13 protein-coding genes are annotated in these 13,305 nt (G+C 74.9%); 5 read left to right on the top strand and 8 right to left on the bottom strand.

All coding sequences use genetic code 11. The features are described 5' to 3' along the window. Positions 1-264 precede the first annotated feature (264 nt). Both DFQ13_RS03215 and DFQ13_RS03210 read left to right on the top strand, forming a co-directional pair. Positions 265-900 carry a GntR family transcriptional regulator gene (locus tag DFQ13_RS03215; RefSeq protein ID WP_035281738.1) on the top strand — a complete coding sequence of 212 codons (636 nt, stop codon included), beginning with the start codon at positions 265-267 and terminating at the stop codon, positions 898-900. Further along, the gene (locus DFQ13_RS03210; RefSeq protein ID WP_110078719.1) at positions 897-1,358 is read left to right on the top strand and encodes an OsmC family protein; all 462 of its coding nucleotides are present in this window, start codon (positions 897-899) and stop codon (positions 1,356-1,358) included. The genes DFQ13_RS03215 and DFQ13_RS03210 overlap by 4 nt, the downstream gene beginning before the upstream one ends. 698 nt (positions 1,359-2,056) lie before the next feature. On the opposite strand, the gene DFQ13_RS03205 is transcribed toward DFQ13_RS03210, so the two are convergent. Beyond that, the gene (locus DFQ13_RS03205; RefSeq protein ID WP_110078718.1) at positions 2,057-2,743 is read right to left on the bottom strand and encodes a SecDF P1 head subdomain-containing protein; all 687 of its coding nucleotides are present in this window, start codon (positions 2,741-2,743) and stop codon (positions 2,057-2,059) included. Between the two features lie 92 nt (positions 2,744-2,835). Continuing rightward, positions 2,836-3,510: an SDR family oxidoreductase gene (locus DFQ13_RS03200; RefSeq protein WP_110078717.1), complete on the bottom strand. Its 675-nt coding sequence runs from the start codon at positions 3,508-3,510 to the stop codon at positions 2,836-2,838. A gap of 69 nt (positions 3,511-3,579) precedes the next feature. Between DFQ13_RS03200 and DFQ13_RS03195 the strand changes: the two genes are divergently transcribed. Continuing rightward, positions 3,580-4,401: a LysR family transcriptional regulator gene (locus DFQ13_RS03195; RefSeq protein ID WP_110078716.1), complete on the top strand. Its 822-nt coding sequence runs from the start codon at positions 3,580-3,582 to the stop codon at positions 4,399-4,401. A 39-nt stretch (positions 4,402-4,440) separates the two neighbouring features. Here the strand turns inward: DFQ13_RS03195 and DFQ13_RS03190 are convergent, their stop codons facing one another. Genes DFQ13_RS03190 through DFQ13_RS03175 form a run of 5 tightly spaced genes read right to left on the bottom strand, consistent with a single transcriptional unit; the run spans position 4,441 to position 8,350 of the window. Beyond that, positions 4,441-5,364, bottom strand: a complete 924-nt coding sequence (locus DFQ13_RS03190; protein ID WP_110078715.1) for a DUF5996 family protein — start codon at positions 5,362-5,364, stop codon at positions 4,441-4,443. Continuing rightward, complete coding sequence (locus DFQ13_RS03185; protein ID WP_110078714.1) at positions 5,364-6,224, bottom strand: NmrA family NAD(P)-binding protein; 861 nt, start codon at positions 6,222-6,224, stop codon at positions 5,364-5,366. Before DFQ13_RS03185 ends, DFQ13_RS03190 begins: the two co-directional genes overlap by 1 nt. Next, positions 6,221-6,343, bottom strand: coding sequence for a hypothetical protein (locus DFQ13_RS35475; RefSeq protein WP_267897630.1), 123 nt, complete (start codon positions 6,341-6,343; stop codon positions 6,221-6,223). The genes DFQ13_RS03185 and DFQ13_RS35475 overlap by 4 nt, the downstream gene beginning before the upstream one ends. Beyond that, a complete protein-coding gene (locus tag DFQ13_RS03180) occupies positions 6,340-7,296 on the bottom strand; it encodes an alpha/beta hydrolase (protein ID WP_110078830.1) in 957 nt (318 codons plus the stop codon). Before DFQ13_RS03180 ends, DFQ13_RS35475 begins: the two co-directional genes overlap by 4 nt. A 58-nt stretch (positions 7,297-7,354) precedes the next feature. Beyond that, positions 7,355-8,350 (bottom strand): alpha/beta hydrolase, encoded by a 996-nt coding sequence (locus DFQ13_RS03175; RefSeq protein WP_110078713.1) that lies wholly within the window; start codon positions 8,348-8,350, stop codon positions 7,355-7,357. A gap of 120 nt (positions 8,351-8,470) precedes the next feature. On the opposite strand from DFQ13_RS03175, the gene DFQ13_RS03170 reads away from it, so the two are divergent. Together DFQ13_RS03170 and DFQ13_RS03165 are read left to right on the top strand one after the other, a co-directional pair. After that, positions 8,471-11,200: an AAA family ATPase gene (locus DFQ13_RS03170; RefSeq protein ID WP_219994239.1), complete on the top strand. Its 2,730-nt coding sequence runs from the start codon at positions 8,471-8,473 to the stop codon at positions 11,198-11,200. A gap of 158 nt (positions 11,201-11,358) precedes the next feature. Then, a complete protein-coding gene (locus DFQ13_RS03165; protein WP_052021066.1) occupies positions 11,359-12,318 on the top strand; it encodes a glutathione S-transferase family protein in 960 nt (319 codons plus the stop codon). A gap of 20 nt (positions 12,319-12,338) precedes the next feature. Here the strand turns inward: DFQ13_RS03165 and DFQ13_RS03160 are convergent, their stop codons facing one another. Next, positions 12,339-13,277: a hypothetical protein gene (locus DFQ13_RS03160; protein WP_146241065.1), complete on the bottom strand. Its 939-nt coding sequence runs from the start codon at positions 13,275-13,277 to the stop codon at positions 12,339-12,341. Positions 13,278-13,305: the final 28 nt, after the last annotated feature.

Below are 13,305 nucleotides of genomic sequence, written 5' to 3'. Positions count from 1 at the left end.
ACCCGCCTCCGATTCGACGAAGGTCCACGAATCGGAGCCAGGCCCCGCCGGGAACCACTCCCCCGGTGCGAACCCCGAACACCGCTCTGGTTCGACACCGCCATCCCGAGCACCGCGGCGATTTCGCCATGCCCCGGAATGTGAGCAAGCCGATGGCCAACCCGACCTGGCCGCCACCGACACGGCCGCCGGGGACACCGCGTGGCTCGGCCGGGTCGGTGGAGCCCCTTCCGCTCGACCCGCTGTTTGTATACATTGCATGCAATGGACGTTTACGACGAGGTCCGCGGCCTGATCGTGCTCGGCACGTACCCCGCCGGACAGCCGATCACCGAGTTGGAGCTGTGCGAACGGCTCGGCGTCAGCCGCACGCCGGTCCGGGAAGCGTTGCGGCGCCTGGAGGGCGACGGCCTGGTGCGGGCCGCGCGGCGCGGTGTGACCGTCGTCGAACTGGATGCCAAGGCGCTGCGGGACGCCTACCTCGTGCGCGCCTGCTTGGAGGCGTTGACCGCGGAGTCGGCCGCGCGCAGGCAGCGGGACGGCGAGCTGTCCCCGGCGAACCTCGCCCGGCTCGTCGAGCACGCCGACCTGGCTGATCAGGCCACGCGGCAGGGGGACCTGGTCGCGGGTGTCCGGCACAACCGGGTGTTCCACGGGTACGTCGCCACGCTCGCGGACAACCCGGCGGCGTCGGAGGTGCTGGTTCGGATCTGGGACCAGATCACCGTCTCCACGCGGGCCTCGTTGACCGCGCCTGCCCGGCCGGTCCTGGTGGACGACGAGCACCGGCAGTTGATCGACGCCATCGCGGCGGGCGATCCGCAGCGGGCTGCCGCCCACGCGCGTGAACACGTCCTGTCCACGATGTCCGTTCTCACCGAACGAGGAGGAGAAACGTGAGCAGGCAGCACGACTACCGGGTCACGGTGCGCTGGAGCGGCGACACCGGAGCGGGCTACCGCGACTACGTGCGCGACCACGACGTGGTCGTCGAGGGCAAGCCGGTGCTGAAGGGCAGCGCCGACCCCGCGTTCCGCGGCACGTCCGAGCGGTGGAACCCGGAGGAGCTGCTGGTCGCCTCCCTGTCGGAGTGCCACATGCTCACCTTCCTGTCGCTGTGCGCGCGGGCAGGCGTCGTGGTGACCGGCTACGTGGACGCCGCCACCGGTGCGATGCGGGAGGAACCGGGCAACAGCGGCCGGTTCACCGAGGTCGTGCTGCGGCCGGAGGTGACCGTCGCCGACCCGGCCATGGTCGAGCGGGCCGAGGCGCTGCACGAGCGGGCGCACGACACGTGCTTCATCGCCAACTCGGTGAACTTCCCCGTCCGGCACGAACCGACCACGACCAGTTCGTGAACGCGGCTCGTCCGTGATCGGGCCGGTCCGGCCCGACCAGGGCGGAGTCCACCGTCAGACCGGGTTCCACGATCACGCCGCGGGGGATGCGCGTCATCGGCGGGGCGATCGACCGCCCACTGCGCTGGGCGGCACTGTCCCCCTGACGTGGGTCGAGCGGCCGCGCGGGGTTGTCCGCAGCGGCAGGCACCGACGGGTGGTGACCCGCGCTGGGCAGTGCGGCGTGGCCGCGGTGAACGTCGATGACGTGGCGGGACATCGAGCAGTACCCCACCCGCCGCACGAAGAGATGGGGCGCCGTGCGACTCTCCGGATGGGGGTTCGGAGAGCCGCACGGCGCCCAGGGCCGCGCGGAGACCGGGGCGGCGGCGGAGCGGTTGATCGCCGGGGCGCTGGCGGCCCACCGGGGGCTGGCCACCGGGGACCTGCCGGATTCGCTGGAGGCCGACCTGCGGGCCGCCGGGATCGCGGTCCCGATCGGCGAGCAGGTGGGCACGTGCGGCTGCCGGACGCGCGAACGCCCCTGCGTCCACGTCCTCGCGACCCTGTACGCGCTGTCCATGCGGGTGGACGAGCGGCCCGCGCCTGCGGTGGAGTTGCGGGTGGACAGTGCGGCGGTGGCCCCGCCCGCCGACCCGGACTGGGTGCCGCTGCACGAACTGGACGCGGGCTCGTTCCACGGCTGGGCGCGGTGGGCTTCAGCCGCCGAGCCGGGCGGCGAGGGTGGTCGCCTCTTCCTCGGTGAACCCGCCCTGCCCGCCGGACACCGTGGTCTCCCCCACGATCGCGGACTGGATGGTCGGCGCGGACACCACCCGGCCGTCGACGGTGAACGCGACCCGCTCCTGCACGTGCTCCCCCGTGTACTCCGCCCACACCGCCTGGGCGGCGGAGCGGAAGGACAACTGCACGGTCCACCCGGTGCCGTTGGGGTCCGGGGAGGCGGTGGCGGCGGAGATGTCGTCGCCACCGAGGATCGCGCGGTCCAGCACGAACGACTCGGCGCCGTCCTCGTCGCAGGTGGCCAGCGGCAGGTCGGAGTCGGTCTTGCCGTCCAGCGCGCGGTCGCCGCAGCCGAACGCGGAGGCCACTCCCGCCCGGTACTCGTCCGAGATCCCCAGCAGCGGGTCCTGCCTGCACGCCTTCCCCGCCTCCACCGACGGCCGGTCCCGGTACTCGGCGCAGGCGGGGGGCGCGACGGCACCCGGCGAGGTCGGCACCGCCGAGCCCACCGCGGGCGCCACCGCCGACAACACCGGCCGGAACTCCGCGACCCCGCCCGCGTCCCGGCTGACACCCGCGTCCGACGCGGTACCGGACACGGTGGTGGAGCACCCGGCCGCCACCACGCAGGACACGACCCCCACGAGCACACCCACGCGCACGACCCGCTCCCTCCGGCCCCACGTCACCGCCGAACCGGAGGTTAGCGAATCCGCGCCGGGCGGGTGCCCGTTCGAGGCACCCGGGGTCGGTCTCACCAGGCGACGGTTCCCTCGTCGTCGAAGAAGCCGCCGGTGGGGCCGTCGTCGTCCAGGGTCGCCAGCATCACCGGGGTGGCGGCGCCCTGGGCGGCGGTGCGGTGCCCGGAGTGGCCGTTGAGGTCGGTGGCGCAGTGGCCGGGGCAGGCCGCGTTGACCCGGAGCCCCGGTTCGACCTTGGCGTAGAGGGCGGTGACGGCGTTGAGCGCGGTCTTGGACGGGACGTAGGCCAGCGACGGGGGTGAGGTGCCTGCCGCCATCCCGGCCAGTGAGCCGACGGAGCTGGAGACGTTGACGATCCGGCCGTGCCCGGACGCCCGCAGCAGCGGGAGCAGGGCCTCGGTGACGGCGATGACGCCGAAGACGTTGGTCTCGAACGCCTCGCGGATCGTGGTGAGGTCGGCTTCGCCGGGGGCGTTGAGCTTGCCGCCGGTGATCCCCGCGTTGTTCACGAGGACGTCGAGCCGGTCGAGGCTCGCCGCCGCCCACTGGATCGAGGCCGGGTCGGTCACATCCAGTTGGAGGAAGCGCGCCCCGGTGTCGGCGGCGGCCTTCTCCCCCCGCTCGGCGTCCCGGCCGCCGAGGTGCACGGTCAGCCCGCGGTCGACGAGCTGCTTGACGATCTCCAGGCCGATCCCCTTGGTGGCGCCGGTCACCAGTGCTGTGGTCATGTCCCCAGTGTTGTGCCTGCTCAGCGCGGGGTCCAAGACCGGTTGGGTGGCTCTCGATACCCTGGGGGTATGGATTCCCGAGAGCTGCGGTACTTCGTCGCGGTGGCCGAGGAGCTGCACTTCAGCCGGGCGGCGACGCGGCTGGGCATGGCGCAGCCACCCCTGTCCCGCGCGATCCAGCACCTGGAGCGCAGGATGGGCGTCGCGCTGCTCGACCGCACCAGCCGCTCCGTGGCGCTGACCGCCGCGGGCGAGGTGCTGCTGCGCGAGGGCAGGCGGGCGCTGACCGCGCTGACGGCCGCGGAGCGGCGCACCCAGCGGGCGGGCAGTGCGCGCCTGGTGCTGGCGATGAAACCGGTCAGCGACGGCGACCTGCTGGGCGAAATCCTCGCCGACTACGCGGCCGACCCGGCCTCGATCGAGGTGGAGGTGCGGATCTGCGGCATCGGCGAGCAGTCGGGGCTGCTGCGCGCGGGTGAGGCGGACGCGGCCCTGCTGCGCTTCCCCCACGACGACCCGGCGGGCTTCGCCCACGAGGAACTGCTGACCGAGCAGGACGTGGCCGTGCTCCCCCGCACGCACCGCCTGGCCACCCGCGGGTCGCTGACCATGGCGGACCTGGACGGCGAGCAGTTCCCGCACTGGCCGGGCCACCCGCCCAACGGGGGCCCGCTGGTCCGCGACACCGCCCAGCTCATGCAGTTGATCGCCCTGGGGCGCACGATCGCGCTGCTGCCCGGGTCAGCCAGGCAGCACCTGCGCCCGGACCTGGTCAGCGTCCCGGTCACCGACGCCCCGATGACGACGATGGCGATCGCCTGGCCGGAGGACTCCCGCTCGCGCCCGCTGGCCGCTTTCGTGGAGGCGGCGGTGAAGGTCGCGCGGCGGTGACCGGGGGTCACCGCCGCGCGTCCCGGGTGATCGGCGCGCTCAGCCCAGGGCCGGGTCGGTGGCACCGTCGGCGCAGGCGTACTTGGCGAGGTCCCAGCCCGCGCCGGTGGCGCCCGCTCGGTAGGCGGCCTCGTAGAAGTCGAGGACGGCGGCGCGGCGGTCGCCCGCCCCGCGGACCGCGTCGTAGGGCAGGACGGCCAGGTGGCTGCCGCCCCGGTCGACCCAGGTCGCCCCGGCGGGCAGCGGGTGGTCGGTGGTGCCCGCCGGTTCGGGGGCGGTGTAGGAGTAGAACGCCGGGTCGGGGAAGGTCGGGTCGCCGAACCAGAAGCCGAAGCTGACGACCTCGCGGGAGTAGGCCTCCCGGGTCACCGGGTCGGTCGTCGGCGGGTGGTCGACGACCGTGTCGGAGAAGCGGGTCAGGGCGAGGTCGAAGGTGTGCCAGAAGTGGTGCACCGGGCTGGTCTTGCCGGAGAACCGGCCCGCGAACTCCTCCAGCACCACGTTGACCTGGCTGAGCACCTGCCAGTACCGGGTCACGGCGGCCGGGTCGTAGGTGGCGTGCTCGGTGTCCTGCGCGAACGGCCGGTCCGCGTCGGGCAGGTCGAACGGCCGGGCGTCGACGATGCCCGCCGGGTCGACCCCGACGGCGCGCAGGGCGCCCAGGACCTCGGCGTGGAAGCTCGCCACGGAGTGGCCGCCGAGCGGGAACGACGCCGACCGGCCGTCGATGGCGTTCACCGCGAGGGTGTGCTCGACGAAGTCGAAGTCCACCGCGAACGTCGGGTCCACGCCCATCGGGCGGGTGGTGATGCCCCGGCCGGTCAGGTGGAAGGGCACGTTCCACCAGTGGTTGCGGCGGGGGCTGGCCGCGAGGCGGACCTTGCCGACCACCTGCGCGAAGCGGTGCAGGGTCGCCAGGGTGTCCGACCACTCGGCGTACGGGATCGGGGGGAAGAGTTCCATCAGTCGCTGTCTCCGGAGAAGGTGCGGTCCGCCCAGGTGCCGAAGCGGGTCCAGCCGACCGTACCGTGATCGCGGCGCAGGGCGGCGATGTCGGCCTGGTAGCCGTCGCCGTTGAGGAAGCGCCACATCGCGGACATGTCCGGGCTGGTGATCGACTCCAGCGGCACGTGCTCGTGGCGCACGGGCCGCCCCAGGGCCGCGCCCAGGTCGTGGGCCATCTGCGCCGGGGTGGGGGCGTCGCCCGCGAGTTCGACGCGGGCACCCGCGTACTCGCCGGGGGCGGCCAGGACCTCGGCGACGAACCGGCCGAGGTCGTCGCGGTCGAGCTGCTGGAGCGGGTGGTCGGCGGGCAGCGGCAGCGCGAGCACCCCGGCCCGCAACTGCGCCGCGCCGCCGAGGGCGTTGTCGAAGAAGTACGTCGGCGCCACCACCGTGTGGGGCACGTCCCCGGCGGCCAGTTCCCGCTCCACCGCGGCCTTGCTCTCGAAGTGCGGCACCCCGGTCCCGGCGGTGGCCCCGGCGACGGAGGCGAACACCAGGTGCGGCAGGCCCGCGTCGGTGGCGGCGCCGAGGATCGCCCGGCCCTGCGCCACCTCAGCGTCCACACCGGACTCGAACGGCGTGGTCAGTGCGAAGGCCGCGGCCGCCCCGGACATGGCGGCGGCCAGCGCGGCCCGGTCGGTGAACCCGCCCACCGCCAGCTCGACCCCGGCGGCGGCCAGCCGGGCCGCCGCCGGGGCGGCCGGGTCGCGGACCAGCGCCCGCACCGGCCGCCCGGCGTCGCGCAGGGCGCGCAGCACGGCGCCGCCCTGCCCGCCGGTGGCCCCGAGGACCAGGACAGGCGGTTCGGACCGGGTCACGCGTCCCCTCCCACCGCGCGGAGGGCTTCGCCGATGACGTCGGCGGCGAAGATCACCGGGGCGAAGCTGGAGGCGTCGGCGAAGGCCCCGTGGACCAGGACGACGGTGGCGGCGCTCACGCGTGCAGGGCGTCGCGCAGGAAGTCGCCGCCCTGGCGGGTGGCGGCCTTCGCGGCGTGCGTGTCGCGCATGGCGTCGACCATGACGAAGTCGTGGATGATGCCCTGGTAGCGGACCGCGGTCGTGGGCACGCCCGCGGCGCGCAGCTTGGCGGCGTAGGCCTCGCCCTCGTCACGCAGGACGTCCGCCTCGCCGACGATCACCAGGGCCTGGGGCAGGCCCGCGAGGTCGTCGAGGGTGGCGCGCAGCGGTGAGGCGGTGATCTCGGCGCGCTGGGCCGGGTCGGTGGTGTACTGGTCCCAGAACCAGCGCATCCCGTCGCGGGACAGGAAGTAGCCGGAGGCGAACTCCTCGTAGGACGCGGTGTCGAAGTTCGCGTCGGTGACCGGGTAGAACAGCAGTTGCGCGGCCAGGGCGGGGCCGCCGCGCTGCTTGGCCATCAGGGTGATCGCGGCGGTCATGTTGCCGCCGACCGAGTCGCCTGCCACGGCGATGCGGGTCGGGTCGATGTCGTGCTCGGCACCGCTGGCGGCGATCCACTGGAGCGCGGTGTAGACCTCCTCGATCGCCACCGGGTAGCGGGCCTCGGGCGAGAGGCTGTAGTTGGTGAAGACCACCGCGGCGCCCGCGCGGACCGCCAGCTCGCGGACCAGGCGGTCGTGGGTGTGCGCGTTGCCGAACACCCAGCCCGCGCCGTGGGTGTACAGGACGGCGGGCAGCACGCCGGTGGCACCCGCGGGGCGGACGACGCGGATCGACACCTCACCGGAGGGGCCGCCGGGGATCGTCAGGTCGGTGATGTCGGCGTCGAGGCGCTCGACGCCCTCGCCGGACTGGACACCGTCCACGGCCTTGCGGCCCTCGACCGGGCCGAGGTCGTAGAGGAACGGGGGCTTGCTGGTGGCGTCGGCGAATTCCTGGGCGGCGGGTTCGAGTACCGGTGTGTCGGTCATGCCGCCAGCCTGCGCCGCGCGGCCCCGGTCGCGCATCGGTCGAACGACGCAAGTGGGGTCAGCGCGGTGCCAGCGCTTCGCTGAGGAAGGCGGCGCCCTGGCTGATCGCCGCTCGGGCCGCCGGGGTGTGTTGCAGGGCACGCAGTGACACGAAGTCGTGGGTGGTGCCAAGGTAGCGGGTTGCGGTGACCGCCACTCCGGCCGCCCGGAGCCTGCGGGCGTACTCCTCCGCCTCGTCCCGTACGACGTCGGCTTCGGCGGAGACGACCAGGGCGGGGGGCAAGCCGGTGAGCTGCTGCGGGGTGGCGCGCAGGGGGGCGGCGGTGGGCTCGGTGAGGTCGGCGGGGCGGTCGGCGTACTCCTGCCAGTACCAGTGGGTCTGCTCGCTGCTGAGCAGGTAGCCGTCGGCGAAGAGGCGGTGTGAGCGGCTGCCGCAACCGGGGTCGGTCAGGGGGTAGTAGAGCAGTTGGGCGCGGATGCGGGGGCCGCCGCGCTGCTTGGACAGCATGGTCAGGGCGGTGGCCAGGGTCGCACCGGCGCAGTCGCCCGCGACGGCCAGGCGGGTGCCGTCCAGGTCCAGGTCGGTGGCGTTGGCCACGGCCCAGGTCAGCAGCGAGTAGCACTCCTCGATCGCGACCGGGTAGCGGGCCTCGGGGGTGCGGGTGTACTCGGGGACGACGAACGCCGCCCCGGAGGCGAGGGCGAGTTCGCGGACCAGCCTGGCGTGCGTGCGGCCGTCGCCGAGCATCCAGCGTCCGCCGTGGACGTAGAGGACGACCGGGAGGGGCCCGGGCAGGTGGGCCGGGCGGAACACGGTGAAGCCCACCAGGCCGGACGGTTCCAGTGGTGCCACGGCGAACCGGGCGTGCACGCGCTCGTCGTCGCCCGCGTGCTCCTGGGACTCCAGCAGGGCCAGCCTGCCGTCGTCCGGGCCGAGCTGTTGCAGGTGCGGCGGGGCGGCGGAGGCGCGCACCAACCGGTCGACCGCGGGGTCGAGGACCACGGGGACGCGCTCCGGGGGGACGTCACCCACGTCGATCCGGTCGGATTCCATCGGCTTCACCTCGGTGTGATCCTACGGCGCGGGGCGCCGCGCCCACCACTCCCCGGCCATTCGGAGGTACCGTTCCGGGACAGGCGAGGGGGTTGTCGGCGGAGCACCCGGGAGGCGCGTGTGGACCTGGTCGGGCGCACGGCGGAGCACACCGCCGTCCGCGACGCCGTCGACGGCGCGGCTTCCGGGCCGCGGGCGCTGCTGCTGCTCGGCGACCCCGGCGAGGGCAGGACGACGCTGCTGGCCGCGGGCACCGAGCGTGCGACCGCGGCCGGGTACCTGGTGCTGGCCGGGCAGGGGTGCCCGGCGGAGTCGGAGCAGCCGTTCGCCGCCCTGCACCAATTGCTGCGCCCGGTGTTGACCGCTGTGGACGACCTGACCGCGCACCTGCGCGACGCCGTGCTGACCGCCTTCGGCCTGGTCCCGGGGGCGCCGGACCCGACGTCGCTGCGGGTGGCGGTACTGACCCTGCTCGGGGCGCTGTCCGCGCGGCGGCCGGTGCTGCTCGTGGTCGACGACGTGCACCTGGCCGACCGGGACTCCTGCGCGGTGCTGGGCTTCGCGCTGCGCCGCCTGAGCACCGAGCGGCTGGTGGTGCTGCTGGCCGCGCGCGGCGCGGTCCGACCGTCCCGGGTCGACGAGGCCGTGCCCGCGGTGGTGCTGGGCCCGCTGTCGGAGGGCGACGCCGCCCGGCTCCTCGACGCGCTGCCCGGCGCCCCGACCGGCCGGGCCCGGCTCGACGTGCTGCGGCAGGCGGCGGGCAGCCCGCTGGCCCTGGTGGAGCTGGCGCGGGCGGTGGGCGGCACCGCCGCGCCGTGGGTGCGGGAGGTCTTCGCCGACCGGCTGCGCGACCTGCCCGAGGACACCCGGCGGCTGCTGGTCTACGCCGCCGCCGACCACGATGACCTGGCGACCACCATGGCCGCCGCGGGCATCGGCGACGACCTGACCCGCTGGGCGCCCGCGGAGGACGCGGACCTGCTGTCCATCGCGGACGGGCGGGTGCGGTTCCGGCACCCGCTGGTCCGCGCCGCCGCCTACCACGGCGCACCCGCCGCGCTGCGCGCCCGCGCCCACCGCGACCTGGCCGACGCCCTGGCCGCGACCCCGGACCGCCGGGCCTGGCACCTGGCCGCGGCGGCGGTCGGACCGGACGAGGACGTGGCCGCGGCCCTGGAGGGGACCGCGGCCCTGGCCCGGCTGCACGGTGGGGTCTTCGCCGCCGCGCGAGCCCTCGAACGCGCCGCGGAGTGCACCCCCGACCCCGGGGAGCGGGCGCGCCGGTACGCCGGGGCGATCACCGCGGCCGACGACGTCGGCGACCCCGCCTGGGTCCGCGACCTGCACCGGCAGGTCACCCGGCTGACCGACGACCCGGACGTGCTGGGCGTGGCGGCCTGCGGGGCCGGGCGCGCCCTGTCCCTGTCGGCGCGCCAGCGCGAGGCGTTCACCCTGCTCCTGACCGGCCTGCGCGAGCACCGCCCGCGGGCGGTGGGCACCGCGCTGGCGCTGACCGGCGCGCTCGCCGCGGTGTCGGTCCAGTCAGGACTGCCCGAGCACCGCGCGCCACTGCCGGACCTGCTCGCCCGCCTCGACCGCGACGCGACCGGTCCGGCCGCTCCGCAGGTGTGGGCGGTGCTGCGGGAGGACCTGCTCGCCCACGCCGACCCCGCCGCGAACGCCGTCCGCATCGTCCGGTCCGAGCACGCCGCGGTGCACCGGGGCCTGACCGGGGCCGCCGAGGTCACCCGGCTGCTGTGCCTGGGGTCGGTGGCCTGGCTCGCCGACGAGTCCGACACCGCCGTCACCGCGTTCCGGCAGGCGCTCGCCGCGCCGCACCCGCAGCGGTCGACCGGCGCGGTCGTCCGGTGCGCGCCCGCCCTGGCCTCGGCGTTGATCGCCACCGGCCGCTGGGCCGAGGCCGACGACCTGCTCGACGAGGTCTCGGTGGTGGCGGCCGTGCACCGCCTGCACCACCTCGCCGCCGACGTGGCGGCGCTGCGCGCGGAGCTGGTGGTCCTGCGCGGCGGTCCGGGGGCCCGGGTGGCGCCGGGGTGGCCGTCGATCGAACTTGACGAGAACCGCGCCACCCACGCCAGGCTCCTGCGCGCCGCGGGCCTGGCCGCCCTGGTCGACGGGGACGGGGAGACCGCCTACCGCCACCTCCGCGCCCTCTTCGCCGCCGACGGGACGCCCCTGCACCACGTGCTGTCCGCCCATTCCGTCGCCGACCTCGCCGCCGCCGCCCGCCTCACCGGCGACGCCGGGCACGCCGACGACACCGCCGCCCTGGTCGCGGCCGAGCGCGCCCGCCACGGCGGGCAGCCCACCACCCGGATGCGCCTGCTCCTGCGCCACGCCGAAGCCCTGGTCGGGGAGGTCGAGCGCGCCGACGGCCCGGCCCCGCTCGCCGACACCGAACGCGCCTACCGGCTGGCCGTGGTCGACCCGGCCGGTGAGCAGTGGCCGCTGGAACGGGCGTGCGCCCGCCTGCACTACGCCCGCTGGCTGCGCAGGCGCCGCCGCGCCCTGGAGGCCCGCCCCCTGCTCAGCGCCGCACTGGACACCTTCACCCGGCTGGGTGCGGTCGACCTCGCCGACCGCACCCGGGCCGAACTGCGCGCCAGCGGCGCCGCACCCGGCCCCGCGCCCGCGGCCGACCCGCTCGCGGACCTGACGTCGCAGCAGCGCGAGATCGTGCGGTTGGCCGCCCGCGGCCTGCGCAACCGCGAGATCGCCGAGCAGTTGTTCCTGTCGCACCGCACGGTCGGCTCCCACCTGCACGCCGCCTACCCGAAGCTGGGCATCAGCGGCCGCCACCAACTCCGCGACGTCCTCGGCGACCACTGACCGCGCCGGACGGGCTGCCTGCCCGCGCGGGCGGGGATAGGGTTGGTGGCGTGGCAGAGCAGAGCACGGACACCCCGGCAGGCAGCGAGAACTCCGAGCACACCGAGGGCGGCAAGTACACCGTCGCGGGCAAGGAGTTCACCAGGGACACCAACTACATCAGCACGCGGATCACCGCCGACGGGCGCGACGGGTTCCCGGTGGAGCCCGGGCGGTACCGGCTGATCGCGGCGCGGGCGTGCCCGTGGGCGAACCGGGCGATCATCGTGCGCAGGCTGCTGGGCCTGGAGGACGCGATCTCCATGGGGCTCGCCGGTCCCACGCACGACGCGCGGTCGTGGACGTTCGACCTCGACCCGGGCGGGCGGGACCCGGTGCTGGGGATCGAGCGGTTGCAGGAGGCGTTCTTCAAGCGGCAGCCGGATTACCCGCGCGGCATCACCGTCCCCGCCATTGTGGACACCACCACCGGCGCCGTGGTCACCAACGACTTCCCGCGGATCACCGAGGACTTCTCCACCGAGTGGCGCGAGCACCACCGCGCCGGGGCACCGGACCTGTGGCCCGAGGAGCACCGCGACGAGATGGCCGAGGTCAACAAGCGGGTCTTCACCGAGGTCAACAACGGCGTCTACCGGTGCGGGTTCGCGGGCAGTCAGGAAGCCTACGACAAGGCCTACGACCGGCTCTGGACCGCGCTGGACTGGCTGGAGGAACGGCTCACCGACCGCCGCTACCTCGTCGGCGACACCATCACCGAGTCCGACGTGCGGCTGTTCACCACCCTGGCCCGGTTCGACCCGGTGTACCACGGGCACTTCAAGTGCAACCGGAACCGGCTGACCGAGATGCCCGCCCTGTGGGCCTACGCGCGCGACCTGTTCCAGACCCCGGGTTTCGGCGACACGACCGACTTCACCCAGATCAAGCAGCACTACTACATCGTGCACAAGGACATCAACCCCACCGGCATCGTCCCCGCCGGACCCGACCTGTCCGACTGGGTCACCCCGCACGGCCGCGAGTCCCTGGGCGGCAGGCCCTTCGGCGATGGCACCCCGCCCGGCCCGACCCGCGAGTCCGAGCGGGTGCCCGAGGACGCCACTCCCCTGCGCTGACGGGCCGGGGTGCGTGCCGATCAGGCGAACCGGCGGGGGCCGACCAGTGCGGCGATGCCGATGAGCAGGTAGCCGACGGTGGGGCCGAACGCGCCCAGGCTGAGGTCGGCGAGGTCGACGCCCTTCGCCAGGTCGACCACGGCGGACACGTGCACCCCGGACAGCGCAAGCAGGACCACCCCGGCGATGCGGCGGAACATGCTGATCGCCGTCTTCAACGCGAACGCCACGCCGACCGCCAGCACGAGCGCGCCCGCCCCGATCGCCAACTGCTCGGCGCTGAACCCCTGCTCGACGCCGAACAGCCCGGTGAACGGCCCCAGCCCGAAGCGCAGTGCCACGTACCCGAGTCCGAGGAGGGCGAGCCCACCCCAGACGACCTTCATCGCCACCGACTCCAGCACAGCGGAGAAGGCCAGCAGCACGCCGAGCACGACCAGCGGGTAGCTGAACAGCAGGACGTACCAGTCGCCGAAGTCCTTGGGGCCGCCGTCGGCGGAGACGGTTCTCCACAGGTCGATCAGGGAGGCGGAGTCGCCGCCCGCGCCGGTGAGCCAGGGCAGCAGGGTGAGGCTGACGACCTGGACCAGGGTGCCGAGGAGCGCCAGCACCACGCCGAGGCCGGGGATGCGGAAGCCGCCGCCCGATTCGGACCGCTGCGGCCGCTCGGGTCGCGGGCCGGGCGGCCGTTGGGCGCGGGGCCGCGGGCGGTGGCCCGCGGGCTGGTGGCCGCCGTCCTGGTACCCGACACCCGACCGGTCCCGGTGACCGTGGTCCTGGTACCCGTGTTCCTGGTACCCGTGGGCCTGGTACCCGTGTTCCTGGTGGCTGCCGCCTCCGTACCCGGGGTCCGGGTGCCCGGGTTCGCGGTACCGGTCGCGGTGGGGCTGCGCGGGGTGTCCCTGCTCGCGCCACTGGTCCGGGTGGGGCCTGCGCGGCGGGTGGGGCGGTTCCGACATGCGGAGACCGTACAGTCCCCGGGCCGGG

It is taken from the genome of Actinokineospora spheciospongiae (assembly GCF_003182415.1).
Classification (GTDB): Bacteria; Actinomycetota; Actinomycetes; order Mycobacteriales; family Pseudonocardiaceae; genus Actinokineospora; species Actinokineospora spheciospongiae.
Note: the sequence above shows the minus strand (reverse complement) of the source record. Positions and strands in the feature narration are given on the sequence as shown.

Coding starts and splice junctions, on each gene's coding strand:
- DFQ13_RS03200 (WP_110078717.1), bottom strand. CDS start 3,510: ATGACCACAGCACTGGTGACCGGCGCCACCAAGGGGATCGGCCTGGAG.
- DFQ13_RS03195 (WP_110078716.1), top strand. CDS start 3,580: ATGGATTCCCGAGAGCTGCGGTACTTCGTCGCGGTGGCCGAGGAGCTG.
- DFQ13_RS03160 (WP_146241065.1), bottom strand. CDS start 13,277: ATGTCGGAACCGCCCCACCCGCCGCGCAGGCCCCACCCGGACCAGTGG.
- DFQ13_RS03175 (WP_110078713.1), bottom strand. CDS start 8,350: ATGGAATCCGACCGGATCGACGTGGGTGACGTCCCCCCGGAGCGCGTC.
- DFQ13_RS03190 (WP_110078715.1), bottom strand. CDS start 5,364: ATGGAACTCTTCCCCCCGATCCCGTACGCCGAGTGGTCGGACACCCTG.
- DFQ13_RS03215 (WP_035281738.1), top strand. CDS start 265: ATGGACGTTTACGACGAGGTCCGCGGCCTGATCGTGCTCGGCACGTAC.
- DFQ13_RS03180 (WP_110078830.1), bottom strand. CDS start 7,296: ATGACCGACACACCGGTACTCGAACCCGCCGCCCAGGAATTCGCCGAC.